Genomic DNA, 26281 nt, shown 5'->3' with positions numbered 1-26281 from the left:
TTAACTTTTTACCAGCTTGCTTTCTTTACTCCCGGTATTTTGCCAGCTAATGCCATATCACGGAATGTTACACGTGAAATGCCAAACTGACGCATATAACCACGAGGGCGGCCGGTTAATTTACAACGGTTGTGTAATTTTACCGGAGATGAAGCTTTAGGCAATTTATCTAAGGCTGCATAATCGCCGGCCTCTTTAAGGGCTGCTCTTTTCTCTGCGTATTTAGCAACCAATTTAGCGCGTTTTAATTCACGTGCTTTTACACCTTCTTTAGCCATTGTTATTTTGATTTTTAAATGGTAATCCAAATTGTTTCAACAACTCCAATGCTTCAACATCGTTTGTTGCGGAGGTTACAAAGGTAATATCCATACCTTGAATTTTATTGATTTTATCAATATTTATCTCAGGGAAGATAATTTGTTCCGTAATACCTAATGTATAGTTACCTCTTCCGTCAAAACCTTTGTCGTTGATACCTTTAAAGTCACGGATACGTGGCAGGGCAACAGCGATTAAACGATCCAAAAACTCATACATTGTGTTGTCACGCAGGGTAACACGTACGCCAACCGGCATATTTTTACGCAATTTGAAGTTTGAGATATCTTTTTTAGATTTTGAAGCAACTGCCTGCTGACCGGTGATGGTAGTTAACTCAGTGATGGTGTTTTCGATCAATTTCTTGTCGGTTGTGGCAGCGCCAACACCCTGGTTAATGGCAATTTTTTCCAGTTTAGGAACCTGCATTACGCTTTTATACTGAAATTTATCTTTCAGAGCGGTACGGATCTCCTCTTTGTATTTTGTTTTGAGTCTTGGTATGTAAGTCATTACTTAATTTCCTCCCCTGATTTTTTTGCTACCCTTACTAATTTGCCGGCATCGTTTTTCTTACGGCCAACACGGGTTGGGTTACCTGATTTAGGATCAACCAGCATTAGGTTTGAAATATGTATAGCAGCTTCCTGTTTAACAATACCACCGTTAGGGTTGGCAGCGTTAGGTTTGGTATGTTTTGATACCATATTGGCACCTTCAACAATAGCGCGGCCTTTGTCTAACAAAACCTCAACAATTTTGCCTTGTGTTCCTTTTGAATCACCGGCTATAACTTTAACCAGGTCACCTTTACGGATCTTTAATTTAGCTGGTTGCTCGTGTTTTTTCTTTTCCATGTTACAATACCTCCGGTGCTAATGATACAATTTTCATAAATTGTTTCTCACGCAGTTCCCTTGCAACAGGGCCAAAGATACGGGTACCTCTCGGCTCGTCCTGGTTATTTAACAATACAGCTGCGTTATCGTCGAAACGGATGTATGAACCATCTTTTCTGCGGATCTCTTTTTTGGTGCGTACTACTACGGCTTTTGATACAGTACCTTTTTTTACGTTACCTGATGGTAAAGCGCTTTTTACAGTTACTACTATCTTATCGCCGATTGATGCGTACCTTTTACCAGTACCGCCCAATACACGGATCACTAAAACTTCTTTAGCTCCGCTGTTATCGGCTACGTTTAATCTTGATTCCTGTTGTACCATCTTATTTAGCCCTTTCTATAATTTGAACTAATCTCCAGTTTTTGCTTTTGCTCAACGGACGTGTTTCCATAATCAATACGGTATCACCAATACCACAGGTATTTGTCTCATCATGAGCCATGAATTTGGTAGTTTTCTTTACGAATTTACCGTAGATAGGGTGTTTTACTTTACGTTCCACAGCTACTACGATTGATTTTTGCATTTTATTGCTAACTACCAAACCGGTACGTGTTTTTCTTAAATTTCTTTCCATTTTTCTGAACGCTTAATTATTTGTTTTCAGAAGTTGACGCAGCTTTACGCTTTGTTAATTCAGTATTTAACCGAGCAATGTCCTTGCGTACTTTTGTTATACGTGTTGGATTCTCAATAGCTGATACTGCATGGGCAAATTTAAGTTTGGTAAGGTTTGTTCTCTCCTCGCCTACTCTTGCAACCAATTCCTCAGTTGATAGCTCCAAAATTTCTGAGTTCTTCATTTTCTTTTGTTATTTGTTGTTGTTGTTCGCAGTTTCAACGCTGTATTGTTTTTTTGATGGGTGAATGTTCGGCATCTAACTTCACAACATGAAAACTTTACAACTTCTCAACTAACTTTCCGTTTATGCTTCTACGTAATCTCTACGTACTATAAATCTGGTTTGTACCGGAAGTTTTTGTGCTGCAAGGCGTAAAGCCTCTTTAGCAACGTCCAATGGTACACCTTCGGCTTCAAAAATGATCCTTCCGGGGCGTACTACCGCAACCCAGTATTCTGGAGCACCTTTACCTTTACCCATACGTACCTCTGCTGGTTTCTTAGTTACCGGTTTGTCAGGGAATATCCTGATCCATACCTGGCCTTCACGTTTCATAAAACGTGTTACAGCGATACGCGCAGCCTCGATCTGGCGGCTGGTGATCCAGGCCGCTTCGAGTGATTTTATACCGAAAGATCCGAATGAAAGTTCTGCACCACGGGTGGCTAAACCTTTCATCCTGCCTTTTTGCATCTTTCTGAACTTCGTTCTTTTTGGCTGTAGCATTTTCTTAAGCTTTTATATCGTTACGATATCTTTCTCTACTTTAATTATTATCTCTTTCCTGGGCCTCCCGGACGGTTGCCGCCTTGGCCACCTGGACGGTTGCCACCTTGACCACCACCACGGTTGTTGTTTCCACCACCACGGCGGTCACCACCTGGTTTTCTGTCGCCTCTGCGCTCGCCGCCACGTTCGCCACCGCGTTGGTTGTCACGTCCGCCGAATGCCGGAGCACCGTCTGGACGACCACCTTTACCGCTACTGCTGCTTGTGCCGCCGATGTTTGGAGACAAGTCACGTTTTCCGTAAACTTCGCCTTTGCAAATCCATACTTTAACACCTATTTTACCATAAGTGGTTAAAGCTTCTGCCAGTGCGTAGTCAATATCAGCACGGAAAGTGTGCAAAGGAATTCTTCCTTCTTTGTATTGTTCGCTACGTGCCATCTCGGCACCGCCTAACCGGCCTGATGTCATGATTTTGATACCTTCGGCACCCATTCTCATGGTTGAAGCGATGGTAGTTTTCATGGCACGGCGGAAAGAGATACGTGCTTCCAGTTGTTTTGCGATACCTTCTGCCACTAATTGCGCATCAAGCTCAGGACGTTTGATCTCGAAAATGTTGATCTGAACTTCCTTTTTGGTAAGTTTTTTCAACTCTTCTTTGATCTTGTCAACTTCCTGACCACCTTTACCGATCACGATACCCGGACGGGCAGTGTGAATAGTTACAGTGATGCGTTTTAATGTACGTTCGATAACCACTTTGGATACCCCACCTTTAGCAATACGAGCTGAAAGGTATTTGCGGATTTTTTCGTCTTCAACTAATTTGTCGGAGTAGTTGTTGCCACCGAACCAATTAGAATCCCATCCTCTGATGATTCCTAATCTGTTACCTATTGGATGTGCTTTCTGTCCCATTTCAAATTAATTATTATCGTTTTTACTATCCACTATAAGGGTTACATGGTTTGAGCGTTTGCGGATACGGTATCCTCTTCCTTGCGGAGCAGGGCGTAATCTTTTCAGTTGACGGCCACCGCCTACTGAAACTTCTTTTACAAATAAAGCGCTGTCTTCAACACGTTTGCCTTCGTTTTTTGCTTCCCAGTTTTTGATGGCTGATAACAAAAGTTTCTCTACACGAATAGCAGCTTCTTTGTTAGTATATTTTAATATGTACAACGCTTTTTCAACGTTCTCGCCACGGATAAGATCAACTACCAAACGCATTTTGCGTGGTGAAGTTGGACAGTCCTGTAGTTTAGCAACTGAAGCACCGCCAACCTGGGCTTTTGCTGCTTCTTTTTGTTGCCTGATCAATACAGACTTTTTGATTTTTGTTGTTGCTTCCATTGCCTGTTATTTTTTCTTTTCTGCGTGACCGCGGAATGTACGGGTTGGAGCAAATTCTCCCAACTTGTGACCAACCATGTTTTCTGTTACGTACACAGGGATAAATTTATTACCGTTGTGTACTGCGAATGTATGACCAACGAAATCAGGAGAGATCATGGAACGACGTGACCATGTTTTTACAACTGATTTTTTATTTGAATCATTCAAGGTAAGAACTTTTCTTTCCAGGTTATGATCAATATAAGGTCCTTTTTTAATTGAACGTGCCATTATTTTTTCCTTCTTTCAATGATATAACGATCCGACCCTTTTTTCTTATCACGGGTTTTGTAGCCTTTAGCCAATAAACCTTTACGTGAACGTGGATGACCACCTGAGGCTCTACCCTCACCACCACCCATAGGGTGATCTACCGGGTTCATGGCTACACCACGAACTCTTGGTCTGCGGCCCAACCAACGGTTACGGCCAGCTTTACCCAACACTGCGTTTGCTTTCTCGCCATTTGAAACGGTACCGATAGTTGCCAAGCAAGTTGACAGTATCATACGGGTTTCGCCTGAAGGCAATTTGATGATAGCATATTTACCATCGCGAGCTGAAAGCTGAGCATAAGTACCGGCGCTGCGGGCGATAACACCACCCTGGCCTGGGTTTAACTCAATGTTGTGGATGATAGAACCTAACGGGATGTTTTTCAAAGGCATGGTATTACCAACCTCTGGAGTTGCGGTCTCGCCAGATACAACTACCGTACCAACTGTTAAGCCTTCCGGAGCAATCATATATCTTTTCTCGCCATCTACAAAGTGTAGCAGAGCTATACGTGCAGAACGGTTTGGATCATATTCAATAGTGGCAACTTTTGCCGGGATATCAAACTTATTACGTTTGAAATCGATTAACCTGTATGCTTGTTTATGGCCACCACCCAGGTAGCGCATAGTCATTTTACCGCTGTTGTTACGACCGCCCGATCTTTTGTTAGACGCTACAACCAACGATTTTTCAGGAACGTTTGTTGTGATATCTGAGTTAGATACGTCAACTCGGAAGCGGGTACCCGGAGTAACCGGTTTAAATCTCTTTACTGCCATGTCTTAATTATATATTGCTGTAAAAATCAATTGTTTCACCGTCCTTCAACGTAATGATCGCCTTTTTGTAAGTAGCAGAGCGGCCTTGAACGGCGCCTGCCTTAGTGTTGCGAGTTTTAAGTTTGCCGACGTATTTCATGGTGTTTACCGCCGTAACGTTTACACCATACATTGCCTCAATGGCACCTTTAATCTGAATTTTGTTTGCTCTGTGATCAACTTTGAAAGCATAACGGTTAAGTTTCTCGGTTAATTGAGTTACTTTTTCAGTAAGTAGGGGTTTCTTTAAAATTTCCATAATTACTTAGCTAATGCTTCCTCCAAAGTTTTAACAGCACCTGTAGTTAATAACAGTTTGCCAGCATTTAACACATCATAAGTGTTCAACTGCTCAACCGAAATAACTTTTGATTTTTTCAGGTTTCTGCTTGATAAATACACATTGTTATTATCAGCGGCTGCAATTACCAATAATGTTTTATCGTTGGTAACATTCAGATCAGCCTCCAGTTTAAGGTAGTTTTTAGTTTTGATGCTATCAAAGCTAAAATCTTCTAAAACCAGGATATTGTTATCTTTTGCTTTGTATGATAAAGCCGATTTACGTGCCAGTGATTTCAGTTTCTTGTTTAATTTGAAGCTGTAATCGCGTGGTTGCGGACCAAATACACGGCCACCACCGTTAAACAACGGAGATTTTACGCTACCTGCACGGGCACCACCTGTACCTTTTTGTTTATATAATTTGCGGGTTGAACCTGCAATTTCGTTACGCTGTTTTGCTTTGTGTGTACCCTGACGCTGGTTAGCTAAAAACTGCTTAACATCAAGATAGATCGCGTGATCGTTGGGTTCAATGCCGAATACCGACTCAGGAAGCTGCACCTTGGCACCTGTTTCTTTACCTGATACGTTTAATACGTTAACTTCCATCTTATTTATCAACTATTACGAATGAACCCTTAGCTCCTGGGATGGAACCTTTAACAACTAACAGATTCTGCTCCGCATAAACTTTCACAACTTGTAAGTTCTGAACTTTAACACGGCCGTTTCCGGTTTGACCCGCCATACGCATACCTTTAAATACGCGAGATGGCCATGATGACGCACCCAAAGAACCCGGCGCACGTAAACGATTGTGCTGACCGTGAGTTTGCATACCCACACCACCAAAACCGTGACGTTTTACCACACCCTGAAAACCTTTACCTTTTGAGGTACCAACCACATCCACAAAATCTCCCGCAGCGAAAATCTCTACAGTAACAGTGTCACCTAAGTTTTTTTCGTCTTCGAAAGTTTTGAATTCAACAAGTTTACGCTTTGGAGCAGTACCTGCTTTTTGGAAGTGACCTTTTAAAGGTGCAGAAGTGTTTTTTTCCTTTTTGTCGCCATATGCCAGCTGTACAGCAGCATACCCGTCTGTATCAACAGACCTAACTTGTGTTACCACGCAAGGGCCAGCTTCGATTACTGTGCAGGGAATATTCTTCCCTGTTTCGTCGAAAATGCTGGTCATTCCTACTTTTTTACCAATAATTCCTGACATTTCTTTAATTTGTTTGTGCCCATCGAAGCAGTAGGGCTTCGTTCAAGGCATATTATTTTCCCCTTAAGGGACGGCAAAGATAGGAATTTTGTATTAACTCTCAAATAGTTAGTGAATTATTTTTTAATATTTTTCCACAAACGTTTTTCACAAGAGCTCCGGGGGTATTTGGCTGGCGCCTAAGGTATTTAATACCTGCCGCGAAAATATGATTTTTAATGCTTACACAGAAATGATAAAAACCATGCCTGTAAAGATTCCTGAAATGGGAATTTCGCCGGTAATATTTTCTTCCAGCTATTCCCTTTTATTGTTTAAAGCTTACAAGCGATCCTGTAAAATAACTTTGCTTTTTAGCTGTGGATAGTTAAACAGCGTATCTTTATATATAAATGCTGAGCTCGTTTTTATCGTCATGGGCATGTTTTTTAATATTCCGCAAAAAGGCAGTGTCATTTTTCATAAACACCTCCCCTTCAATTATCCGTTTAAAATAAGTAAAATCTTTATCCTTTACCTTAGCAAACGTTTTAGAATGCTTGCGGATGATTAACTGATAAGTTTCCTGTCCGGCAGCAAATGATTTTTCTGCCATCTTTAATTTAATCGTATACCTGAGCCATAAACAAATCACCATATAAAAAACCAACGGGGCAATGATGATATTGAGCTTAAAATAAATCACCGGTTTGATGCTGATGTAACCCAGTTTTTCTGACAACATCCGGAATATAATTAACTGGTCAGATGCCTCCGTGATATGAAAGCCTATCCACGGACATTATTTTTGGCAAAGTAGTATACCATTCATTATTTTATAATAAATAGTACTATGTTATAAATAGTACTATAAAAGTTTTACATTTGTTCAACTTCAAATGAACAGATATGAAAAACCTTTGTCTTACCTCGGCAATTTGTACCATCTTATTTTTAACTGGCTGGGCGCCGATAAAGGCACAGCAAAAACCTGCGGATATCGCATTAAAAATATACAGGGAAACGCCTGCCAAAATCAATGATTTGTTAAACACTAAACTTGAGGTACGCTTTGATTATCAAAAGCACTATTTGTATGGCAAGGAATGGGTTACCTTAAAGCCGCATTTCTACCCAACCGATACTTTACGCCTTGATGCCAAAGGAATGGATCTGAAAAACATTTCAATAGTTAAATCTGGTAAAAACATTCCGCTTAAATTTACTTATGACAGCCTCTCCGTGGCAGTTCAATTAGACAAGGTTTATCATAATAATGAAAATTATACTATTTACATCGATTATACGGCCAAACCAGATGAATTAAAAGCCTCCAGAAAGCATGGAAAAGGTTTATACTTTATTAACCCTGATGGCAAAATAAAAGACAAACCAATACAGATATGGACAGAGGGCGAGCCCGAAAGCTCATCGGCCTGGTTCCCAACTATTGATAAACCTAATCAAAAAACCACAAGCGAAATCAGCATGACCGTGCCCGCTGAATATATAACTTTATCAAATGGCAGGCTTGCATCTCAAAAAAACAACACTGATAATACGCGTACCGATACGTGGAAGATGGAATTACCCAATGCCCCATACTTGTTCATGATGGCCGTAGGCAATTTTAAGATCTATAAAGACAGCTGGCATGGCAAAGAAGTAAGTTATTATGTTGAACCAAAGTACGCTCCTTATGCAAAAGACATATTTGGTTTTACGCCAGAGGCTATTGGTTTCTTTTCAAAAATTACCGGCATTGATTATCCATGGAACAAATACGCTCAGATAGCTGTGCGAGATTATGTAAGCGGTGCAATGGAAAATACCACGGCAATGGTGACAGGCGAGGGAGCACAAGCGACCAAACGTGAATTGATTGATCGGGTTCATCATGATTTTGGTGGCGTACATGAGTTATTTCATCAATGGTTTGGTGATTATGTAACTACCGAAAGCTGGAGTAACCTCACGCTAAATGAATCATTTGCCGACCTTGGAGAAATACTATGGGCCGAACACAAGTATGGGCAGGATGCCGCCGATGAGCACATTCAGGAAGGTTTACAGGGATATTTGGATAATCCTCAAAATGCAACAAAAAGCCTGGTTCGTTTCCATTATATTGATAAGCAGGATGTATTTGATGGAGTTACTTATCAAAAGGGTGGTCGTATACTGAATCTTTTACGCCATTATTTAGGTAACGATGCATTTTACAAGGGGTTGAATATTTATCTTAAAACAAATGCGCTAAAAAGTGCCGAAGCTCAGCAGTTACGCCTGGCCATGGAAGAAGCCAGCGGGCTCGATCTGAATTGGTTTTTTAACCAGTGGTATTATGGCGCCGGCCACCCGGTAATGAGTATCGGTTACAAATGGGACGAAGCCAATAAAACCCAAACTGTTTACCTGCAACAAATCCAGGATGGACAAACATTTACACTACCTATGGCTATTGATATTTATGAGGGCGGTAAAAAGCAACGCCACCAGATTTGGATGCGCAAAAAAGCCGACACTTTGATTTTCCCCGCTGCTTCAAAACCCGATCTGGTAAATGTGGATGCCGAAAAGCTGTTACTCGGTAAAAAAAACGACGACAAAACCATCACTGAGTACACTTTTCAATACAGCAATGCACCTTTATACCTTGACCGCTATGAGGCTATTGATGCGGCAATAACGGGGCAGAAAAACCCGGTTGCGCAAAAGCTTCTTATAACGGCATTAAATGACAAGTATCACGGATTGCGGATGAAAGCGCTAAAAGGACTAAATATGGATAATTATACTATCCGTAATATGGCCTATCCGCTGATAGTTACCATTGCCCAAAAAGATGATAACAGCTTGTTACGTGCCCAGGCTATTGTACTTTTAGGTAAGTATAAGAAAGCTGCTGATACAGCATTATTCAAACAGGCTTTAAAAAGCGAGTCATACACGGTGCAGGGGGCAGCACTATGGTCACTAAACCAGGTAAACCCTCAGGAAGCTATGATATTGGCCCCTTTATATGAAAAGGATAATAAAGGAGATCTGACAGAAACTATTTATACAGTTTATACAGCCAATGCACGTGATGAAAAGTGGGAATACATTTATAAGTTTTATATGAGCCGTTTTGCCGAACAACGCTATAAGCTTACCGCCAAATTTGGCGACTATATTGGCAGAATAAAAAATACGGTTAATGCGCAACTGGGTATAAAAGAGATAAAAGCCCTGGGCATTGAATATAAAAAGTATGTCGGGTTAAAAATCATAGATATATTAACATCGGTAAAAACACATCGCATGGAACTAAATGATTCAGCCTCTGTAAAAGCGATTGATGAGGCTATCATAGACATTAATAAAGCTAAATAAGATGATTAAAATATATTTATTTACAAACCTTATCCTATGCAGACTAAGGCATAACCACCTGAAATACAATTTCAAACGTTTGTGTTGTGGTTCATTGCTGTAAACGCGGCTCTATTGAACGTTACCAGTAAAATCAGCAAGATTAGGTATCATTCACCTCCCCCATAAGTATTTGAAAATTATCAAATTACAGTACATCGCTATTCCCGATACCCTTGTAGCTTATTAAAAACACGTTTTAGCAAGCCATTGGCAGCCACCACTGTTTTCAAAACATGATTTGGCTAATATCTCGCAAAAGCACATAAAATTATCTACTGGTTAAATTTTTATCAAACGTTTGCGTAGCCTTTAAATAGTTGATTAACTACCCATTTCATAATTTAAGTTAAAATTAACCGACAAATTTTTAACAAACCTTTACATTATGAAAAAGAACCAATTACACTACCTGGTGTGCTGTATGCTGCTTGTGTTATTTTCCTGTAAAAAGGATGTGCAAAAAAGTTTAGCTGCCAACGGCACTCCCGATGCCGGTACACAATCACTCGGCGGCTCATCACTCCGGGTTTCCATGGGTGGCAATGCTTTTGTAACCACCCTGGCTTCGGGGGGCAATGAGGTGGTAACTTCTACCACTCTGGCCAATTGGACCAGCCCCAACAGTATTTTCTCGGCCTATTTCCGTTTAGGCAATACCGGTTCGCTGACCGTAAAAGTAAAAGCCAAGGTGGCATCGGGCAGCAGCGTCATAAAATTGACTATTAACGGTGTGCCCTTTAACGTATCCATGACCGGTTCGGCATTTACTACTTATGATGTAGGTACCGTGAATGTTACCAGCGCGGGCTATGTACGGGTAGATTTTCAGGGAGTAAGCAAAACCGGCGGGTACTATGCCGATGTATCCGACCTTATCATCAGCGGCCCGGTGGTTGCCTCCAATGTACAGTATGCCAATGACTCTACTAATTTTTACTGGTCGCGCAGGGGACCATCGGTTCATTTGGGTTATACCGCCCCGGCCAATTCCCAATGGTTTTATAATGAGGTTACCGTACCCGTGGGGCAGGATCCGGTTGGCTCCTACTTTATGGCCAACGGCTTTAGTCAGGGCTATTTTGGCATGCAGGTAAATTCATCATCAGAGCGCCGCATCCTGTTTTCGGTATGGAACCCAACCGGGGGCACTACCACCAGTACCCGGGCGGGTGCAGGCGTAGTGGTACAAACCTTTAGCGGCGAAGGCGAAGGCGGCCAGGCTTACCTGGATTATAACTGGGTTGCCGGTACTACCTATAAATTTTTAACCGAAGCTGTGCCCGATGCAGCTGGCAACACCACCTTCTCCTCCTGGTTTTACGCGCCCGAGGTTGGTTCCTGGAAATTTATCACCTCATGGTTAAGGCCATCAACCAATACTTATTTAACCGGTTTGTACTCCTTTGTTGAAAATTTCACAGATACCAACGGCTACCTGGGCCGCAAGGGCAACTTTGGCAATCAATGGGTAAAAAGCTCAAGCGGCACCTGGACCGAACTCACCAGCGCCTATTTTGACGGCGACGCCACAGCCAATAACCAGCAGCGGATGGATTACGGTGGCGGTCTTTCGGGCGGCCAGTTCTATCTGCAAAACGGCGGTTTCTTTGCCAATTACGTAACGCTGAACCAAACGTTTACCCGCGCGGCAGGCGGCACACCGCCAAGTATTAATTTTACAACGCTGCCATAGTTTTATAACCTCCGGGTTCTCTGCAAGAGGCACTGAGGGGACATTGAAGCTGTCTGAATTTGATTCAGATTATTTATTTATCATGTAAAAATCATTGCCGTTGACTTTAGTCAACGGAATAATGAATGAAGGACAAAGGGCTTTAGCCAAAATACCGCCTGTATAATTGGGCTGAAGCCCTCCTTAATACTTCTTTTTACCGTTGACTAAAGTCAACGGTAATGAATAATCTTCGCTTTTTAGACCGCTTTGGGGTTTATATAAGGCTTTGGAGATACTATCATAAAGGCCGCGCTGTTTTTGCAGCGGGGCCTTTATGATAGTAGTTCATTGCAAAATCAGCTGAAAGCTTTGAGCCTTCTGCTTTAAGTTTTCAGCTAATCATCATCGACATCCCAGGCAGTTAAATCACTTACGGGTTGGGGTAACCTGCCAGAGAGCCACTCTTTCATATCGTCGGGCGTAAAATCGGGGTCTTCGGTTTCAATGATCCAGGACAGGAATTCATCCGGTCCGCCGTTCATGTACGGCGCTGGCGAAACAGGGTAAAACACAGTGGGCAGCCGCTCATTAACCGATATGTAGTTAACCACATGGCCAATTTCCTGCACTACCTGCCAGGCATTGGGGTGCCTGATATCGATATTAAACTTAACCCACCACAGGCCGTTTTCAAATATACCACTGCCAAAAACATCAACCGCCGGAATTTCCTGCAGATAGTTGATCAGTTCTGAAAAATTTTCGCCGCCCATACTCTCTATTTTTTTATAACGGTGATGTTATTGAATGAATAAGCAAAAGGGGCGTTCTTGTTTACCTGCACTTTGCTTAAAGCATAGGAGGTACCACATTCGCCTTTGTCTACCGAGAGCGTGCTGATCAGGGTATCTGTTTTTAAACCTTTAATTTTAATATAACATGTATCCAGGTTTCGGGCATAGGTAACCGGATATACAAAATGCCATCCGGTTGGCCATTCTTCTTTCAGCGGAGGCGAAACAGAATCTAATTTATTGGAGCTGTTTCTGAATACCACTTTAATATCGGTTAAGGCGTAACGAGCATTTGGCGCGAAGAAAAGATCTTGCCCACTGGTTTTATCAACCATCTGAAATTTAATGGCCTGTATGGCTAACAACGAAGCAGCTAAAGGTATGGGCGGACATCCCCTATTCTTTTCTTTATTTTTAGAGCAGGACACCACGGTTAACAAAAACAACAAACCGGCAATATATCGGCATAGGTTTTTCATAAACTAATTGGTTATAAAAGGGGTATTAAAAATTAGGGAATTATTTACATTACGTTAATGATACATCAATACGCTACACAGGATAGTTTATTTTATGAAGACACTTACCGAATAATGGATTTTTGTGACAGCCGTTTTGCGAGTAATCGTCCATCACATGACAAAAAAGATGAAAATGGTCAAAAGCAGGCTGTCACCCTCAGCTCCGTCGAAGGGTAGAGCGGAGAGGCCTGCCCACCATGCTTCGACGGGGCTCAGCATGACACCCTTTTAGACAAATATCTAATCAGTGGCTATTATCCTTATGCCGCTAATTATAGTGTATAACAACAGCCCGGTTTTTCTGATCAAAAAGAAAAAGCGGCCTATTTTTTAAGAAAAAAAATCAGGCTATAAACCAACCGTTCGGTATGGAGTGATTCCATAATCGGTTATTTGATACTTTTTAAAGTTTTCAAAACCGATCAAAATCCTATTGAAATTTGTTAAAATCGCTAAAGCCGATGATTTTGCATCAATTTTTAAGCATTTTTCACCCTTTTCTGAGTCGAAATTTGTTAAAATAAAAGGTTTAAAAAGTTTTACGGATTACTCCATCATCAATCTTCTGATGAGTTCGGCACTCTGTTTTTTGCCTTCTTCCAGTCGGTCGCCAAAAAATGCCTGCACCTCGTTGAAATGTTTTTTGTAGCCCTCCATATCGCCGTAACCAATGATAGACGACCATTCCCGCACCGCCGAATGGAATTCCAGATCATCGCCCCGGATGGCCTTGTCATACAGCGCTGTCTCGATAGATTCTTCCAGCAGATCCTCGTTCTTGAACAGGTATTCGGCAATGCCCAAACGCAGGCGGAAAGGCGGGGTTTGGCAAATAAGGTTATCATAAGGGTTTACGCCCAGGTGATACCAGGCATCAACCATACTCAATATACTCAGGTGCGAATTGGGCTTTTGCTGCCCGGTTTTTTGCGACAGCGAAAACTCCCGCATTACGGCATCGTTCAGCATAATGGGTTTTCGGCTCTCGTGAAAAACGAAATCGCGACCGCGATACAGGCGCTCTCTGAAGGTTTTGGCCTCTTCCTTGATCATGAGTTTAAACAGCTCCGATTCCGACTCGGCATAGCGCTTAACCTGTTGCCTGGCATAAGGGTTCAGGATAGCCAGACCCGCGTATACGTGGGCCTTATAGCTGAATATGCGCAGCATGGTTAGTATCTTCACATTATCGATACCACCCACGTAGGAGTCGTTTTCCCAGGGGAAAAACCCTGCCGATTTCCACCCGGTGCCCATACTTTCAAAACCCACATGGGTTACGGCCTGGGTATCGGCTACAATTTTATCATGTTCGTGGTAATCGGCAATTTCAACAATATTGCTGCCGATTGCATTAAACAGATCGTACATACGCTGATAGGCGTCTGGCGTAGTGCGGTGAGGTATCAGGATAAGGGTTTGCCCTTCGGGTTCAAAACCGGGGCCATGCATGCCATGAAAGGTAACTATTTGCACATCGGCAGGCAGGTATTTTTCAAACAGCGCTATTTCGGGATGCTTCACCGAAGTTTGACCGGCCACAATAGCGCCATACTTGGTGAGGGGGCCACATTCGGCAACTACCTGCTCCATTTTATCGGCCTCAACCGAGTAAATGACCAGATCATTGGTACGGGCAACATCTTTGCCGCTATCCATTATGTTTATTTTGTATGGTGCCAGCTCTGCTTCAAGCTTGTCGCGATTTTCGGGTAAATCGCATCCGCTAACGGTGTAGCCTGCTTTTGCAAAAGCTTTGGCATACAGGCGCCCCATATCGCCCAAACCAATAATACCTATATTCATGCCGCTAATATAACCATGAGTAGCAAAATTACGTATGAAACCTTACATTAGCCCCTGCAAACCTTTGGGATATTATAAATAAAACCAATAAGTACCCTATTTTGTTAACATAGGATACCTAATTTTACATCTAATGAGCAAGCATTTTTTATTCAGTACCGGTATTTTGATAGTCGTTTTTTTCAGCAGTATCAACGTGGGATTTGCCCAGGATACCGTAAAAAAAACAGGTGTAGTAAAACCTGCTACCCAGAAACCGGCCAGTACTTTAAAACCTGCTGTTGTAAAACCTCCTGTACCTACCGCTACAGCTTATAAATATACACAGCCTAAAGCAGCCGCAGCCGACTCTGCATTGGAAAAAGATAAATCGCTTAATGGTCAGTATAAATACCTGATCAGCAAATTATACCATTACCAGGAACCACTGGCATCGGCCCTTTGGAAAAACATGCGCGATACATTGAATTCGGAAAGGCGCAAACTGGCCGAAGCACAATCAAAACTAGCGGCACAAACTAAAGATATCAATAGCCTTAAAACAGACGTAAGTACCAAGGATCAGACGCTTTCTGAATCAAATGCCAAGCGCGATGAAATAAACCTTCTGGGTATTTCGCTTACCAAATCATCATATAATTTATTGATGTGGGGGCTGGTTATTGCATTTGGTGTTATAGCCACCGTTGTTATTGCCCGCTCGGGCGCGCATAGCCGTGAAGCTAAATACCGCATAAAACTGTACGAGGAGCTTGATGAAGAGTACAAAGCCTACAAATCAAAAGCCAACGAAAAAGAAAAGAAACTGGCCCGCGAGCTGCAAACAGAACGCAATAAACTGGATGAACTGTTAGGCAGGGGATAGTTTTATTTGATTTGACAATCGCCCTAATTTGTCATCCTGAGGAACGAAGGATCTGCTTTAAGGCTTTGCATATCTTCCGCCGCCAATGTTGGTGTTGTCACCAACATTATACGTACTGGTTAATTACTCGTGCAGATTGTTGTTGGTGACAACACCAACAACGGCAGTAGGGTAGTTTATTTTAACCTAAGACCACTCTGTCATGTTGAACTTGTTTCAACATCCCACGGGCAAGGTTATACTTTGTATATTCTCTACTATACACGTGGGATCCCGAAATAAATTCGGGATGACAATTTATTCTTTGTACTTTTTGCCCCATTATGAATAACAGCTCTCTTTTATCCCTCATTACCCAACTAAGATCAGTTGCCGATACAGGCCTTTTATACGCCAAAAATGAATATGATATAGAACGTTACACCGAACTAAGACACATCAGCACCCAGATGCTTGATGAGGTTTCGGGCTATGGGGAAGAAAGTATCAGCATATATTTTCCGCAAGCTATTGATTACCCGACAGCTAAGGTTGATATCAGGGGCATCCTGTTGTCGACCGATAACAAAATATTACTGGCTCGTGAAAGCACCGATGGTAAATGGTCGTTACCCGGTGGATGGGGTGATATAGGCTACAGCCCGAAAGAAGTGATCGTTAAAGAATTCCAGGAAGAAACCGGGCTCGATGTGGTGCCAGAAAGGTTAATGGCTGTATTTGATAAAAAAATGCACCCTCACCCCCCACAACCTTTTTATGTATATAAAATGGTATTTTATTGCAAAGCCTTGTCATCAACCTTAAATAAAGGTTTCGATGTGCTCGATGTACAATATTTTGATATTAATCAGTTACCCGAGCTATCGGAAGACCGTATACTTAAAAGCCAGATAGAACTGCTCTATCAAAAAATAATATCAGGCGATACAGAAGTTTATGCAGACTGATATTTTCTGATGATTTTTATTAACTATGAGATAAACTTACGAAGTTTTAAAAGCTTCGTAAGTCCGCAAAAAATCGGTAAACTGCCAACTACCCACTGCAAAGCGCCTACTGCAATGTTTTACCGGTATTTGGCAAACTTGGCAACGTACGTTTATCTGCAGGCAAGGCCATAAACTTCTTATAAGAATCGTTGATATATACGGTGAGTGATTCGCCATTGTTATTTTTCAGGAAAGCATAAGTTGGGCGGTAAAGGGTCATGAAGTTTTCAAGATCCTGACCGCGTAAGGGCACCAGGCTCTCTACATAGGTAACATTAAATACCTCATCCACGTGGCGTTCTTCCTCTTCACGCTTAAAATACTTTTTCAGGCGGCGGGCATCACGGGCATCCTTACTAAACCATGATGATGGCGATAGCGGATAGACCTTGCTGCGGGTATAAACCTCGGGGTATTCTTTATGCGCATCAAACGAGGCCCTGGTTGAGGTGATATTAACCTGACGCAGGGAGATGGTTTTAGTTACCATTTCTACCCTTTTTGGCGAAAGATTAGTTACATATAAGGTATCAGATATATAGCCGGGAGAATCAAATATCAGCGTATGGCCGGTTTCGGTGTTTATTTGAAAATTACCTTTGTCGTCGGTAATGGTTATTTGTTTTTTGCTGTTATCGTCTCTTATAAAAACATTGGGCATCCGGTTGTTTTTACCGGCTTCGTACACAGTGCCCTTTAACACGCTTTGAGCGTTAACGGTACCCGTGATAAAAAGGGCGGAAAATATTATCAAGTATTTAGGTCTCATATGCAGATCAATTAAGCTGTAAATTAAACCTATTTTTTTCAATAATGGTTTTGCATTTAACACTTTTAAGCATGTTTTTACAATTAATGACAAAAAGGTGAGTTGAGACTGACCAAAAGGCATAATTGAAAGATAGCGTCGAAATGTAAAGTGCTGGGATTAGTTTACCATGCTTTGATAGTACAAAAAGTGGGTTTACAGTGTAAACCCACTTTTTGATGAAAAATAAACACAAAACATTGAATATCAATTATATATAAAAATGCAAACCATAAAATATGTAAACCATGTAAACCCACTTTTTGGATCATAAAAAAGCCGCTCCATAATGATCATGAAGCGGCTTGTAAAATTTATTATAGATATACTGTCCCGGTATCGGTTGGGTAATTAATACCTTGTTACTTTAAAATCAGATACACCACCAGTCATGTGGATGTATATTTTGTTTTTAGCGGCATCAAACCCTGGGGTTTCGTACCGGTTGTCATCTTTTTTATCAAAGCCATCAAAATCGCTTGATGACAAGCCTGAGTTGGTGCGGATGCTGCAGGCCGCGTCTTTTGGCACATTAATCTTTACTTCTGATACACCGGTTGCTACCTCAACATTGGTTGTTGCCAGCGGGCTGCCCAGTTTCACATCAAATGATGCGGCGCCTCCCTTTAAAGTTAAGTTTTTTATTTTGAATTTGCTCAGGTCGAAATTAAGTTTTGTGGCACCGGTCTCAACATTAACATCCCATACCGGGTTAGGGTTCAATTTAATATCGGCCCGGTTGGCTTTGTCTTTATCTTCGTCGCTATCAATATGCCAACCCTTGTCATTGCGCAGGTGTAGGTTTACCACGTACATTGAATCGGTTTTGCTGGAAGTAAACTCATATTTGCTGCCATAAAACTCTTTGGTTTCGGCTTTAAAAAGCTGATTGGTGGTATCATTCAAAGTATAGGTAGTACCACCGCCGCTGATGTTTAAACGGGCCAGTTTAGCATCTGGTGCGTATTCTTTATTAAAAACACTACTGCCTGATACTTTAACCACACCATGGCCTACGCTGCTGGTGCTATCGCTGTCGTCGTCATCATCGTCGTCATTCTTATCATCATTATAACGAAAATTATAATGATTAGGCCAAAATCTGTAATTATCGAAATGCCCAAACATAAGCAAGCCGAAGCCCAGGATAACCACGCCTAATTTCAATACAGTGGCCCATATGGTGCGGTTACCCGCAAAAACAAGGTTAACACCACCCATGATCAAAAATATAGGCCAAAGGTGTAGTACATTCATCCAATGGAAGTCTATATACCCAAAGTTATTGAGCAAAAATATGGCCCCTATGCATACCAGGATAGCGCCCGGAACTAATCTATCGTTTCTCATTTTAGTAATTTTTATTTTGTGAAGCTGATATAACCCCTACGTTGATCTTTGCAGATCATAACGGTTTAATAACAAACTCCTGTTATACAGTTGGTGGATTATCTTTTAAGCCATCGTTTTCCGGAGCGGCATGATCTTCTTTATTCAAAGTATCATCCTTTACCTCCTCCTGGGTTCCGGTGCCGGTTGGGTTATAATCATCTTCCCAGGGTTTCTTTTTGTTGCCAGATGCCATCAGGGCTAAGCCTCCTCCTACTAAAACTACCGGCCATAATTTACCAAAATGCCAAAATCTGAACAGGTGTAACTCATGCAACAGAAATGATGCACCTATAAATATCAATATTACACCGATAATAAGCGCCGGTGTTTTTGAACCCGTTTTTTTGGGTGGTACACCAAAGGGCATATCCTGTTGAGGAGGTACGCCCGCGGCAAACGGATTGTAAGGGTCCTGCGGAGGTACACGGTAATCAACCCCAGGGTTAAAGTATTGCTGATATTTTTTTGGCAGTACTATCCATAAAACAATGTAAACCATTAAACCTGTACCCATGAATATAAAGGTAAGCAGGAACAGGGCCCGTACTATAGCTATATCGAGATCAAAATAATCGGCTAAGCCCGCGCAAACACCGCCAATTACCTTCCGGCGTTCATCGCGATAAAGTTTCTTTTCCATAATTTATTAATAATAGTGATTTTATAATTCAAATGTGCAAACAACAAATGTTTTACAGTAATACTATTAGGTAAACACAGTCAAACTCTCGGTAAAGCACCTAAAAACACCGATGAAATTCGTTGATCGGTAGTTCATAGTTGATGGTTCATGGATCATAGTTTTTGGCGTGTAGATAAACTTAGGCCGTTTTCCATAACCTATTTCCATCCACTATGATCCATGAACCATGAACTACCAACTAAAACTTACAACTGACCTGGTGCAGGCTTAATGATCATTTCATCAACATTAGCGCCGTGGCTCATACGGTATATATTGATAATGGCTGAAGCGATATCCTGGGGTAATACCATGGTATCTTTATCAACCACCTCGTTTTTCCATGAATCCGTTAATGTCGATCCCGGAATTATCGCGGTTACCTTTACACCATGCTCCTGCATCTCCAACCGCATTACTTTGGTGAGGCCCAACAGCGCGTATTTGGTTAAACTGTACGTACCAGCCTGCGGAAAAGGATTTAACGAGGCTACCGAACAAATATTAAAAAAATGTCCTTTTTGCGCAGCTATCATGGTTTTACCGAAATAACGGTACAGCTCATAGGTGGGCATCAGGTTTGTATGCAGTTGTTTTTCAAAGTCACCCTCGGCTTCATCCAATATGCTGCCGGGTGCAAACATGCCCAGGCTGTTTACCACCACATCAATAAATCCTAATTCCTGTTGCGCGCCGGCAGCAAATTGGAGTAATTCAGCTTTCTTACTGCCATCGGTAACCTGGGCAAAAACTTTGATAGATGGGTTGATGGCCAGCAGTTCATCCTTAAATTTTAATAATTCTTGCTCATTGCGAGAACAAATTGCCACGTTCAATCCTTCATTAGCAAATGAAATAGAAATGGCACGGCCCATGCCTTTTGTTGAACCGGTGATAAGCGCATTCTTCATGATGATGATAATAATATATTTAAATAAGTGTTCTTTTAAAACGCCCCGGAAATATGGGACATATTTTTTTGATTAGGCCTGAAGCTTTATGGGCCGAATTTACGTAAGCGATAGTTGATAGCTTATAAAATTGCATATTTAAATTAATTCAATAGGCACAAGCGGTAAAGCTTAATGTAAAAAACGTATTTTTAACCGATTTTTATAAAAACAAATGTTCCATAGTTTAGGAAAATACATTCTTCTGCTGCGTTTAGCTTTCAGAAAGCCCGAAAAGTTTAGTGTTTATTGGAGCGAGGTAATGCGTGAAATGGTTTCGGTGGGTATAGGCTCACTGGGCATCATCGCTATTATTTCGGTGTTTATCGGCGCGGTGGCCACTATTCAAACCGCATTCCAGCTGGTGAGCGACTTTATTCCTAAAACCATCGTAGGCGGTATCACCCGCGATTCAACCATCCTGGAGTTTAGTCCGACTATCTCGGCGCTGGTATTAGCAGGCCGGGTGGGCTCCAGTATGGCCTCGCAAATTGGCACCATGCGCGTAACCGAACAGATAGACGCGCTGGAGATCATGGGCGTAAATGCACCGGGCTATTTGATATCGCCAAAGATCATTGCCGGGGTGTCTATGATTCCCCTATTGGTCATTGTATCGGTAATTTTAGGCTTAACCGGTGGCTATATCGCCTGCGCGGCCTCAAACGATGTATCAACAGCCGATTATGTAACCGGCTTAACGGATGGTTTTAATCCGCTTATTGTTACCGTTTGCGCGGTTAAAGCTATATTTTTTGGATTCATCATTACCTCTATTTGCTCTTACCAGGGGTTTTATACCGATGGCGGTTCGCTTGAAGTTGGCCAGTCGGCTACCCGTGGTGTTGTTTGGAGCTGTATTATGATCTTATTTGTGGATCTTATTATTTCACGCCTGCTACTATGATCGAAATTAAAGATATCTACAAAACATTTGGCGAGAACGAAGTACTAAAAGGTATAACCGCGACTTTTCAACCAGGTAAAAACAACCTCATCATTGGCGGCTCAGGATCAGGAAAAACCACTTTGCTGAAATGTATTGTTGGCCTGCATGACCCTACCAAGGGCGACGTGATATTTGACGGCGAGAATTTTACCGATATGGATTTTGAGCAACGTGTACCTATCCGTACCAAAATCGGGATGCTTTTTCAAAATTCGGCATTATTTGACTCCATGACCGTGGAAGAGAATATCATGTTCCCGCTGAATCTTTTTACCAATCAATCAAAAGCCGAAAAACTCGATCGCGCCAATTTTTGCCTCGAAAGAGTTAATTTAACCGGCAAGAATAAATTATACCCGTCTGAACTTTCGGGTGGTATGAAGAAACGTGTAGGTATTGCCCGTGCCATATCCATGCAGCCAAAATATTTGTTTGTGGACGAACCCAACTCGGGCCTCGATCCTAAAACATCCATCCTGATAGATGAGCTGATCAACGAGCTGACCGAGGAATATGAAATAACAACAGTGATTGTTACCCACGATATGAACTCTGTAATGGGAATTGGCGATCACATCATATTTTTACACCAGGGTAAAAAATGGTGGGAAGGTAGCAACAAAGAAATAGCCCACACCGATAACCAGGAACTGAACGATTTTGTATTCGCCAGTAAATTCATGCAGGCTGCTAAAGCTAAGCTCTGATCCGGCTGAATTATTATTTTCGCGAGTGATATACAAAAACTAAAGCCTGATCAAATATTTGATCAGGCTTTAGTTTTTGTAATTGATTACCAATAAACCTGTTTCCAGGTAAGGCGTTTATAGATCAGGGACAAGCACAGGTGTATCCCGGTGCAAAGCTAATCCAGCTACCCGTGGTGCAATGAGCGTCGCAATTACCTGTACAGGTTGATATTTCTCGTACCGTTGCTCCATTTACATTACATAATACCCATACCTGATCAGGGCCAATACCGCCCGTTACATTTTTCATTTCTGCTCTCGAAAGAGATTTTCCAAATTCTGTTTTCATGTTTTTTTGGTTTCGTTAATAGTTTTTAATCGTTCTCTTCATATGATTAGATTCTAAATATAATTATTATTTACTAATTATTATATATCAATCGATCGGCCTTATTAGGCCTTGATACCAGCTATTCAATACCAAAAAAGAATAGTAAATTTGCGCTTTGTATTAAAGACACCGTTAGTCTTGATACCTGATACTCATTACTTGATACTAAATAGATGATCCAACTATTAACCCCCACGCACTGGAAAGATTACGAACTGATTGATTGCGGCGATTTTGAAAAGCTGGAGCGCTTTGGGAATATTGTACTGATACGCCCCGAACCACAAGCAGTTTGGAGCAAACAACTGCCGGCCTCTGAATGGCAGCGCCTGCACCATATCAAATTCAAGGGACGCTCAGCAACCGCGGGCGACTGGATCAAAAAAGACCCGAAAACGCCCGATCGCTGGCATATTGAATACAAAAACAAAGATGCGGCCATCAAATTCCGTTTGGGTTTAACCTCCTTTAAACACCTGGGTATTTTTCCGGAGCAGGCTGTTAACTGGGATTATATCACCCAAAACATTAAAAAATTTAAAACATCACAGCCTAAAGTACTTAACCTGTTTGCCTATACCGGCGGCGCATCGTTAATTGCGCAGGCAGCCGGTGCCGATACCACGCACGTAGATTCGATAAAACAAGTGGTAACCTGGGCCAATGAAAACCAGGAGATCTCGGGTCTGAACAATATTCGTTGGGTAGTTGAGGATGCACTGAAGTTTGTAAAGCGCGAGCTCAAACGCGGTAAAAAATATAACGGTATCATCCTGGATCCCCCGGCATACGGCAATGGCCCCAACGGCGAAAAATGGAAACTGGAAGATAATATCAACGAAATGATGGCCGATGTGATCCAATTACTTGATCCCGAAGAGCATTTTCTTATTCTGAATACTTACTCACTCGGTTTTTCATCTGTCATTATCGAAAACCTCATCAAAAGCGCCTTCCCGAAAGTGCAAAACCTGGAGATCGGCGAGCTTTATCTACAGGCTACCGCTGGATCAAAACTGCCGCTTGGTGTTTTTGGAAAATTCTTTAAAACACGTTCATAATTACGATGATCAAAAAACTGCTGTATACCGCATGCCTGATCTTAATATCCACAGGTTGTTTTGCACAGCAGCATTTTGACATCATTCTTAAAAACGGAAAGATCATTGACGGTGCCGGCAATCCCTGGTTTTATGGTGATGTGGGTATTAATAAGGATAAGATAGTAAGCATTGGCGATCTGTCCAAAAGCAATGCGGGTAAAACCATTGATGCCACCGGCCTCATCATTGCTCCTGGCTTTATCGATGTACATACCCATATTGAAGGCGACGAAAAGAAAACCCCGACTGCCGATAATTTTATTTACGATGGTGTAACCACTGTGATCACTGGGAATTGCGGCACTTCCAACATCGATATTAAAAAATATTTTCAGTTTTTAGATAACCTGAAGCTATCTGTAAATGTAGCCTCGCTGATAGGCCACAATGATGTACGCGAAGCCGTTTTAGGCAAAGCGGCCATCACACCCAACGGTGCGCAACTGCAAAAAATGCAGGCCATTGTGGAGCAGGCCATGCGTGATGGCGCGGTCGGCTTTTCTACCGGACTAATTTATACACCGGGCTTATATTCAAAAACACCCGAAGTTGTTGCCCTGGCAAAAGCAGCGGCCAAATATCATGGCGTTTACACTTCGCACATGCGCAATGAATCGGATAAGATATTTGATGCCATTGCCGAAGCCATTGATATTGGCCGACAGGCTAATATGTCGGTAGAGATCTCCCATTTTAAAGTGGGGCTGCCCAACTGGAACCGTTCGACAGAGATGATCGCCATGGTCGAAGAAGCACGTAAAGAAGGCTTGGATGTAACGGTTGATCAATATCCTTACACCGCCAGCAGCACCACACTGAACGTATTACTACCCGATTGGCTGCAGGATGGTGGGCACGATTCGGTGCTGAAACGGCTGAATAACCCACTGATACACCAAAAGGTAGTTGCCGAAATGATAACGGATATGAAAAGGCGCACCCGCGAGCATTTTGATTACGCCGTGGTTGCCCATTGTGATGGAGATTCATCTATCAACGGCAAAAACATCATGCAGATCAATATCGCCAAAGGCCGCCCATCAACCATACCCGATGAAATTGAAACTATTTTAGATATTACCAAAATCGGCAGTGCATCCATGGTCTTTCATGGTTTGAATGAGGCCGATGTGGAGAATATACTCCGCTACCCCCTAACCATGGTGGCATCAGATTCGGGCATCCGTTTATTTGGTTCGGGTGTACCGCATCCGCGTGGTTATGGCAGCAATGCCCGGGTGTTGGCTTATTATGTACGCGAAAAAAATGTGATCAGGCTGGAGGATGCTATCCGAAAAATGACCTCCTTACCTGCACAAAAATTCCATTTAACCAATCGTGGCTTGTTGCAGCCCGGTATGTTTGCAGATATTGTTATCTTTGACGCCGGTACGGTCAAAGACCAATCAACGTTTGAACATCCCCACGCCTATTCAACTGGTTTTAAGTATGTTTTAGTGAATGGAAACATCACTGTTGATAATTTTAAGCATACAGGCACCAGAAAAGGTGTTATTTTGCACGGCCCCGGATATCAGCAGAAATAATTAGTAATTAACCAGTTAAAAGAGTTTAAAAACCGGCACATCAAATACGCAAAAATCTCACCTTTATAATAATGAAACATTTTTTCCTTTACGCCTCGGCGCTTTTATTAACAATTACCCTGCTAACCAATTGCAAACAAAGCGGCAACACCAGCAAGCCGGGCGCTAAACAAACAGCAACCAAGGCAGACTCTGCCAAAGGCGAAACAGCGGACACACTGAGTGTGCTAAAGTCAAGCTATCCTCCTTTGGATAAAAAGCTTTATGATTCGCTGTTAAAATTTAACGCCCATGGCGATACCACCGGCAGATGGCCGGTTAAAAACACGCCGTATCCACTAAACGGCGCTATTTTACCATTTAAACGTGTGGTTGCTTTTTATGGTAATCTGTACTCCAAAAAAATGGGCATCCTGGGTGAATTACCTCCAAATGAGATGCTGGCTAAATTAAAAGGCGAGGTAAAACACTGGGAAAAAGCCGATCCAAAAACACCGGTACAGCCAGCACTGCATTATATTGCCGTAGTGGCTCAGGGCGATGGCGGTAAAGACGGTAAATTCCGTTACCGCATGCCATTTAAGCAAATTGACAGTGTTTTATCATTGGCTAAAAAAGCACATGCTATTGTATTTTTAGATGTGCAGGTGGCTTTGAGCAATATACATGCGGAACTGCCCCTGCTCGAAAAATATTTAGCCATGCCACAAGTGCATTTCGGCATGGATCCTGAATTCTCCATGAAAGATGGCACTCATCCTGGCAGAAAAATTGGCACTTATGATGCAGAGGACGTGAACTATGTATCAGGTTATTTAGCCGGTCTGGTTAAAAAGTATAACCTGCCTCCCAAAATTTTAGTGGTACACCGCTTTACTAAAAAGATGTTGACCAACTATAAAAACATTAAACTACGCAAGGAAGTTCAGGTGGTAATGGATATGGACGGCTGGGGCGAGCCAGATCTTAAAACAGGCACTTACCGTTACTTTATTAACCAGGAACCGGTACAGTTTACAGGCTTTAAACTGTTTTATAAAAACGATATCAAAAAAGCACCTCACCACATGTTAACGCCTGAGGAGGTTTTATCAAGATACAAACCATATCCTATTTACATCCAGTACCAATAGTGTAA

Annotated in this window: 31 protein-coding genes; 9 read left to right on the top strand and 22 right to left on the bottom strand. The window is 42.0% G+C overall.

Going from position 1 to position 26281, the window contains the following annotated elements; genetic code table 11:
• Nucleotides 1-8: 8 nt before the first annotated feature.
• The 15 genes from rpsN to ACTJKG_RS16280 form a co-directional block, all read right to left on the bottom strand.
• Nucleotides 9-278, bottom strand: a complete 270-nt coding sequence (gene rpsN / locus ACTJKG_RS16350; protein WP_166095871.1) for a 30S ribosomal protein S14 — start codon at nucleotides 276-278, stop codon at nucleotides 9-11.
• Entirely contained in the window at nucleotides 271-834 is a 564-nt protein-coding gene (gene rplE, locus ACTJKG_RS16345) for a 50S ribosomal protein L5 (RefSeq protein ID WP_090462789.1), read from the bottom strand. The genes rpsN and rplE overlap by 8 nt, the downstream gene beginning before the upstream one ends.
• On the bottom strand, nucleotides 834-1178 hold the full coding sequence (gene rplX, locus ACTJKG_RS16340) for a 50S ribosomal protein L24 (protein ID WP_172337930.1): 345 nt from the start codon (nucleotides 1176-1178) through the stop codon (nucleotides 834-836). The genes rplE and rplX overlap by 1 nt, the downstream gene beginning before the upstream one ends.
• A 1-nt stretch (nucleotide 1179) precedes the next feature.
• Nucleotides 1180-1548: a 50S ribosomal protein L14 gene (gene rplN / locus ACTJKG_RS16335; protein WP_073405786.1), complete on the bottom strand. Its 369-nt coding sequence runs from the start codon at nucleotides 1546-1548 to the stop codon at nucleotides 1180-1182.
• Between the two features lies 1 nt (nucleotide 1549).
• Nucleotides 1550-1804 carry a 30S ribosomal protein S17 gene (gene rpsQ / locus ACTJKG_RS16330; protein ID WP_090462782.1) on the bottom strand — a complete coding sequence of 85 codons (255 nt, stop codon included), beginning with the start codon at nucleotides 1802-1804 and terminating at the stop codon, nucleotides 1550-1552.
• Nucleotides 1805-1820: 16 nt separating this feature from the next.
• Nucleotides 1821-2030 carry a 50S ribosomal protein L29 gene (gene rpmC, locus ACTJKG_RS16325; RefSeq protein WP_172337929.1) on the bottom strand — a complete coding sequence of 70 codons (210 nt, stop codon included), beginning with the start codon at nucleotides 2028-2030 and terminating at the stop codon, nucleotides 1821-1823.
• A gap of 123 nt (nucleotides 2031-2153) precedes the next feature.
• Nucleotides 2154-2576: a 50S ribosomal protein L16 gene (gene rplP, locus ACTJKG_RS16320; protein ID WP_076377413.1), complete on the bottom strand. Its 423-nt coding sequence runs from the start codon at nucleotides 2574-2576 to the stop codon at nucleotides 2154-2156.
• A gap of 47 nt (nucleotides 2577-2623) precedes the next feature.
• The gene (rpsC, locus tag ACTJKG_RS16315; protein WP_090462776.1) at nucleotides 2624-3499 is read right to left on the bottom strand and encodes a 30S ribosomal protein S3; all 876 of its coding nucleotides are present in this window, start codon (nucleotides 3497-3499) and stop codon (nucleotides 2624-2626) included.
• Between the two features lie 6 nt (nucleotides 3500-3505).
• Entirely contained in the window at nucleotides 3506-3934 is a 429-nt protein-coding gene (gene rplV, locus ACTJKG_RS16310) for a 50S ribosomal protein L22 (RefSeq protein WP_172337928.1), read from the bottom strand.
• 6 nt (nucleotides 3935-3940) lie between these two features.
• Nucleotides 3941-4207: a 30S ribosomal protein S19 gene (gene rpsS / locus ACTJKG_RS16305; protein WP_066006044.1), complete on the bottom strand. Its 267-nt coding sequence runs from the start codon at nucleotides 4205-4207 to the stop codon at nucleotides 3941-3943.
• Nucleotides 4207-5034 carry a 50S ribosomal protein L2 gene (rplB, locus tag ACTJKG_RS16300; protein WP_172337927.1) on the bottom strand — a complete coding sequence of 276 codons (828 nt, stop codon included), beginning with the start codon at nucleotides 5032-5034 and terminating at the stop codon, nucleotides 4207-4209. The genes rpsS and rplB overlap by 1 nt, the downstream gene beginning before the upstream one ends.
• 7 nt (nucleotides 5035-5041) lie before the next feature.
• Nucleotides 5042-5332 carry a 50S ribosomal protein L23 gene (rplW, locus tag ACTJKG_RS16295; protein ID WP_166095882.1) on the bottom strand — a complete coding sequence of 97 codons (291 nt, stop codon included), beginning with the start codon at nucleotides 5330-5332 and terminating at the stop codon, nucleotides 5042-5044.
• Between the two features lie 2 nt (nucleotides 5333-5334).
• Nucleotides 5335-5967 (bottom strand): 50S ribosomal protein L4, encoded by a 633-nt coding sequence (rplD, locus tag ACTJKG_RS16290; RefSeq protein WP_166095884.1) that lies wholly within the window; start codon nucleotides 5965-5967, stop codon nucleotides 5335-5337.
• A gap of 1 nt (nucleotide 5968) precedes the next feature.
• On the bottom strand, nucleotides 5969-6586 hold the full coding sequence (gene rplC / locus ACTJKG_RS16285; protein WP_166095886.1) for a 50S ribosomal protein L3: 618 nt from the start codon (nucleotides 6584-6586) through the stop codon (nucleotides 5969-5971).
• 382 nt (nucleotides 6587-6968) lie between these two features.
• Nucleotides 6969-7310: a hypothetical protein gene (locus ACTJKG_RS16280; RefSeq protein WP_440739839.1), complete on the bottom strand. Its 342-nt coding sequence runs from the start codon at nucleotides 7308-7310 to the stop codon at nucleotides 6969-6971.
• 164 nt (nucleotides 7311-7474) lie between these two features.
• On the opposite strand from ACTJKG_RS16280, the gene ACTJKG_RS16275 reads away from it, so the two are divergent.
• Together ACTJKG_RS16275 and ACTJKG_RS16270 are read left to right on the top strand one after the other, a co-directional pair.
• Nucleotides 7475-9940: a M1 family aminopeptidase gene (locus ACTJKG_RS16275; protein WP_440739838.1), complete on the top strand. Its 2466-nt coding sequence runs from the start codon at nucleotides 7475-7477 to the stop codon at nucleotides 9938-9940.
• 427 nt (nucleotides 9941-10367) lie between these two features.
• Entirely contained in the window at nucleotides 10368-11675 is a 1308-nt protein-coding gene (locus ACTJKG_RS16270; RefSeq protein ID WP_172337924.1) for a DUF3472 domain-containing protein, read from the top strand.
• A gap of 377 nt (nucleotides 11676-12052) precedes the next feature.
• Here the strand turns inward: ACTJKG_RS16270 and ACTJKG_RS16265 are convergent, their stop codons facing one another.
• The 3 genes from ACTJKG_RS16265 to ACTJKG_RS16255 form a co-directional block, all read right to left on the bottom strand.
• Nucleotides 12053-12430 (bottom strand): hypothetical protein, encoded by a 378-nt coding sequence (locus ACTJKG_RS16265; protein ID WP_440739837.1) that lies wholly within the window; start codon nucleotides 12428-12430, stop codon nucleotides 12053-12055.
• Between the two features lie 5 nt (nucleotides 12431-12435).
• On the bottom strand, nucleotides 12436-12930 hold the full coding sequence (locus tag ACTJKG_RS16260; protein WP_440739836.1) for a hypothetical protein: 495 nt from the start codon (nucleotides 12928-12930) through the stop codon (nucleotides 12436-12438).
• Nucleotides 12931-13518: 588 nt separating this feature from the next.
• Nucleotides 13519-14778, bottom strand: a complete 1260-nt coding sequence (locus ACTJKG_RS16255; RefSeq protein ID WP_172337921.1) for a prephenate dehydrogenase — start codon at nucleotides 14776-14778, stop codon at nucleotides 13519-13521.
• Between the two features lie 133 nt (nucleotides 14779-14911).
• Here ACTJKG_RS16255 and ACTJKG_RS16250 point away from each other — a divergent pair, with 133 nt between their 5' ends.
• Together ACTJKG_RS16250 and ACTJKG_RS16245 are read left to right on the top strand one after the other, a co-directional pair.
• A complete protein-coding gene (locus ACTJKG_RS16250) occupies nucleotides 14912-15643 on the top strand; it encodes a hypothetical protein (protein WP_172337920.1) in 732 nt (243 codons plus the stop codon).
• A 323-nt stretch (nucleotides 15644-15966) separates the two neighbouring features.
• Entirely contained in the window at nucleotides 15967-16590 is a 624-nt protein-coding gene (locus tag ACTJKG_RS16245) for an NUDIX hydrolase (protein WP_172337919.1), read from the top strand.
• Nucleotides 16591-16696: 106 nt separating this feature from the next.
• On the opposite strand, the gene ACTJKG_RS16240 is transcribed toward ACTJKG_RS16245, so the two are convergent.
• The 4 genes from ACTJKG_RS16240 to ACTJKG_RS16225 all read right to left on the bottom strand — a co-directional run bounded on the left by ACTJKG_RS16240 (nucleotide 16697) and on the right by ACTJKG_RS16225 (nucleotide 20425).
• The gene (locus ACTJKG_RS16240) at nucleotides 16697-17401 is read right to left on the bottom strand and encodes a carboxypeptidase-like regulatory domain-containing protein (protein ID WP_172337918.1); all 705 of its coding nucleotides are present in this window, start codon (nucleotides 17399-17401) and stop codon (nucleotides 16697-16699) included.
• A gap of 390 nt (nucleotides 17402-17791) precedes the next feature.
• Entirely contained in the window at nucleotides 17792-18790 is a 999-nt protein-coding gene (locus ACTJKG_RS16235) for a LiaI-LiaF-like domain-containing protein (protein ID WP_172337917.1), read from the bottom strand.
• Between the two features lie 82 nt (nucleotides 18791-18872).
• On the bottom strand, nucleotides 18873-19472 hold the full coding sequence (locus tag ACTJKG_RS16230; protein ID WP_172337916.1) for a PspC domain-containing protein: 600 nt from the start codon (nucleotides 19470-19472) through the stop codon (nucleotides 18873-18875).
• 248 nt (nucleotides 19473-19720) lie between these two features.
• On the bottom strand, nucleotides 19721-20425 hold the full coding sequence (locus tag ACTJKG_RS16225) for an SDR family oxidoreductase (protein ID WP_172337915.1): 705 nt from the start codon (nucleotides 20423-20425) through the stop codon (nucleotides 19721-19723).
• A gap of 214 nt (nucleotides 20426-20639) precedes the next feature.
• Between ACTJKG_RS16225 and ACTJKG_RS16220 the strand changes: the two genes are divergently transcribed.
• The 5 genes from ACTJKG_RS16220 to ACTJKG_RS16200 all read left to right on the top strand — a co-directional run bounded on the left by ACTJKG_RS16220 (nucleotide 20640) and on the right by ACTJKG_RS16200 (nucleotide 26276).
• Nucleotides 20640-21371: an MlaE family ABC transporter permease gene (locus ACTJKG_RS16220; RefSeq protein WP_172337914.1), complete on the top strand. Its 732-nt coding sequence runs from the start codon at nucleotides 20640-20642 to the stop codon at nucleotides 21369-21371.
• Nucleotides 21368-22120: an ABC transporter ATP-binding protein gene (locus tag ACTJKG_RS16215; RefSeq protein ID WP_172337913.1), complete on the top strand. Its 753-nt coding sequence runs from the start codon at nucleotides 21368-21370 to the stop codon at nucleotides 22118-22120. Before ACTJKG_RS16220 ends, ACTJKG_RS16215 begins: the two co-directional genes overlap by 4 nt.
• Nucleotides 22121-22666: 546 nt before the next feature.
• The gene (locus ACTJKG_RS16210) at nucleotides 22667-23554 is read left to right on the top strand and encodes a class I SAM-dependent methyltransferase (RefSeq protein ID WP_440739835.1); all 888 of its coding nucleotides are present in this window, start codon (nucleotides 22667-22669) and stop codon (nucleotides 23552-23554) included.
• Nucleotides 23555-23559: 5 nt separating this feature from the next.
• Entirely contained in the window at nucleotides 23560-25143 is a 1584-nt protein-coding gene (locus ACTJKG_RS16205; RefSeq protein ID WP_440739834.1) for an N-acyl-D-amino-acid deacylase family protein, read from the top strand.
• A 71-nt stretch (nucleotides 25144-25214) separates the two neighbouring features.
• Complete coding sequence (locus ACTJKG_RS16200; RefSeq protein WP_172337909.1) at nucleotides 25215-26276, top strand: hypothetical protein; 1062 nt, start codon at nucleotides 25215-25217, stop codon at nucleotides 26274-26276.
• The last annotated feature ends 5 nt before the right edge of the window (nucleotides 26277-26281 follow it).

Origin of the sequence: Mucilaginibacter sp. 22184 (genome assembly GCF_052045695.1) — a bacterium.
Taxonomy (GTDB): Bacteria; Bacteroidota; Bacteroidia; order Sphingobacteriales; family Sphingobacteriaceae; genus Mucilaginibacter.
Note: the sequence above shows the minus strand (reverse complement) of the source record. Positions and strands in the feature narration are given on the sequence as shown.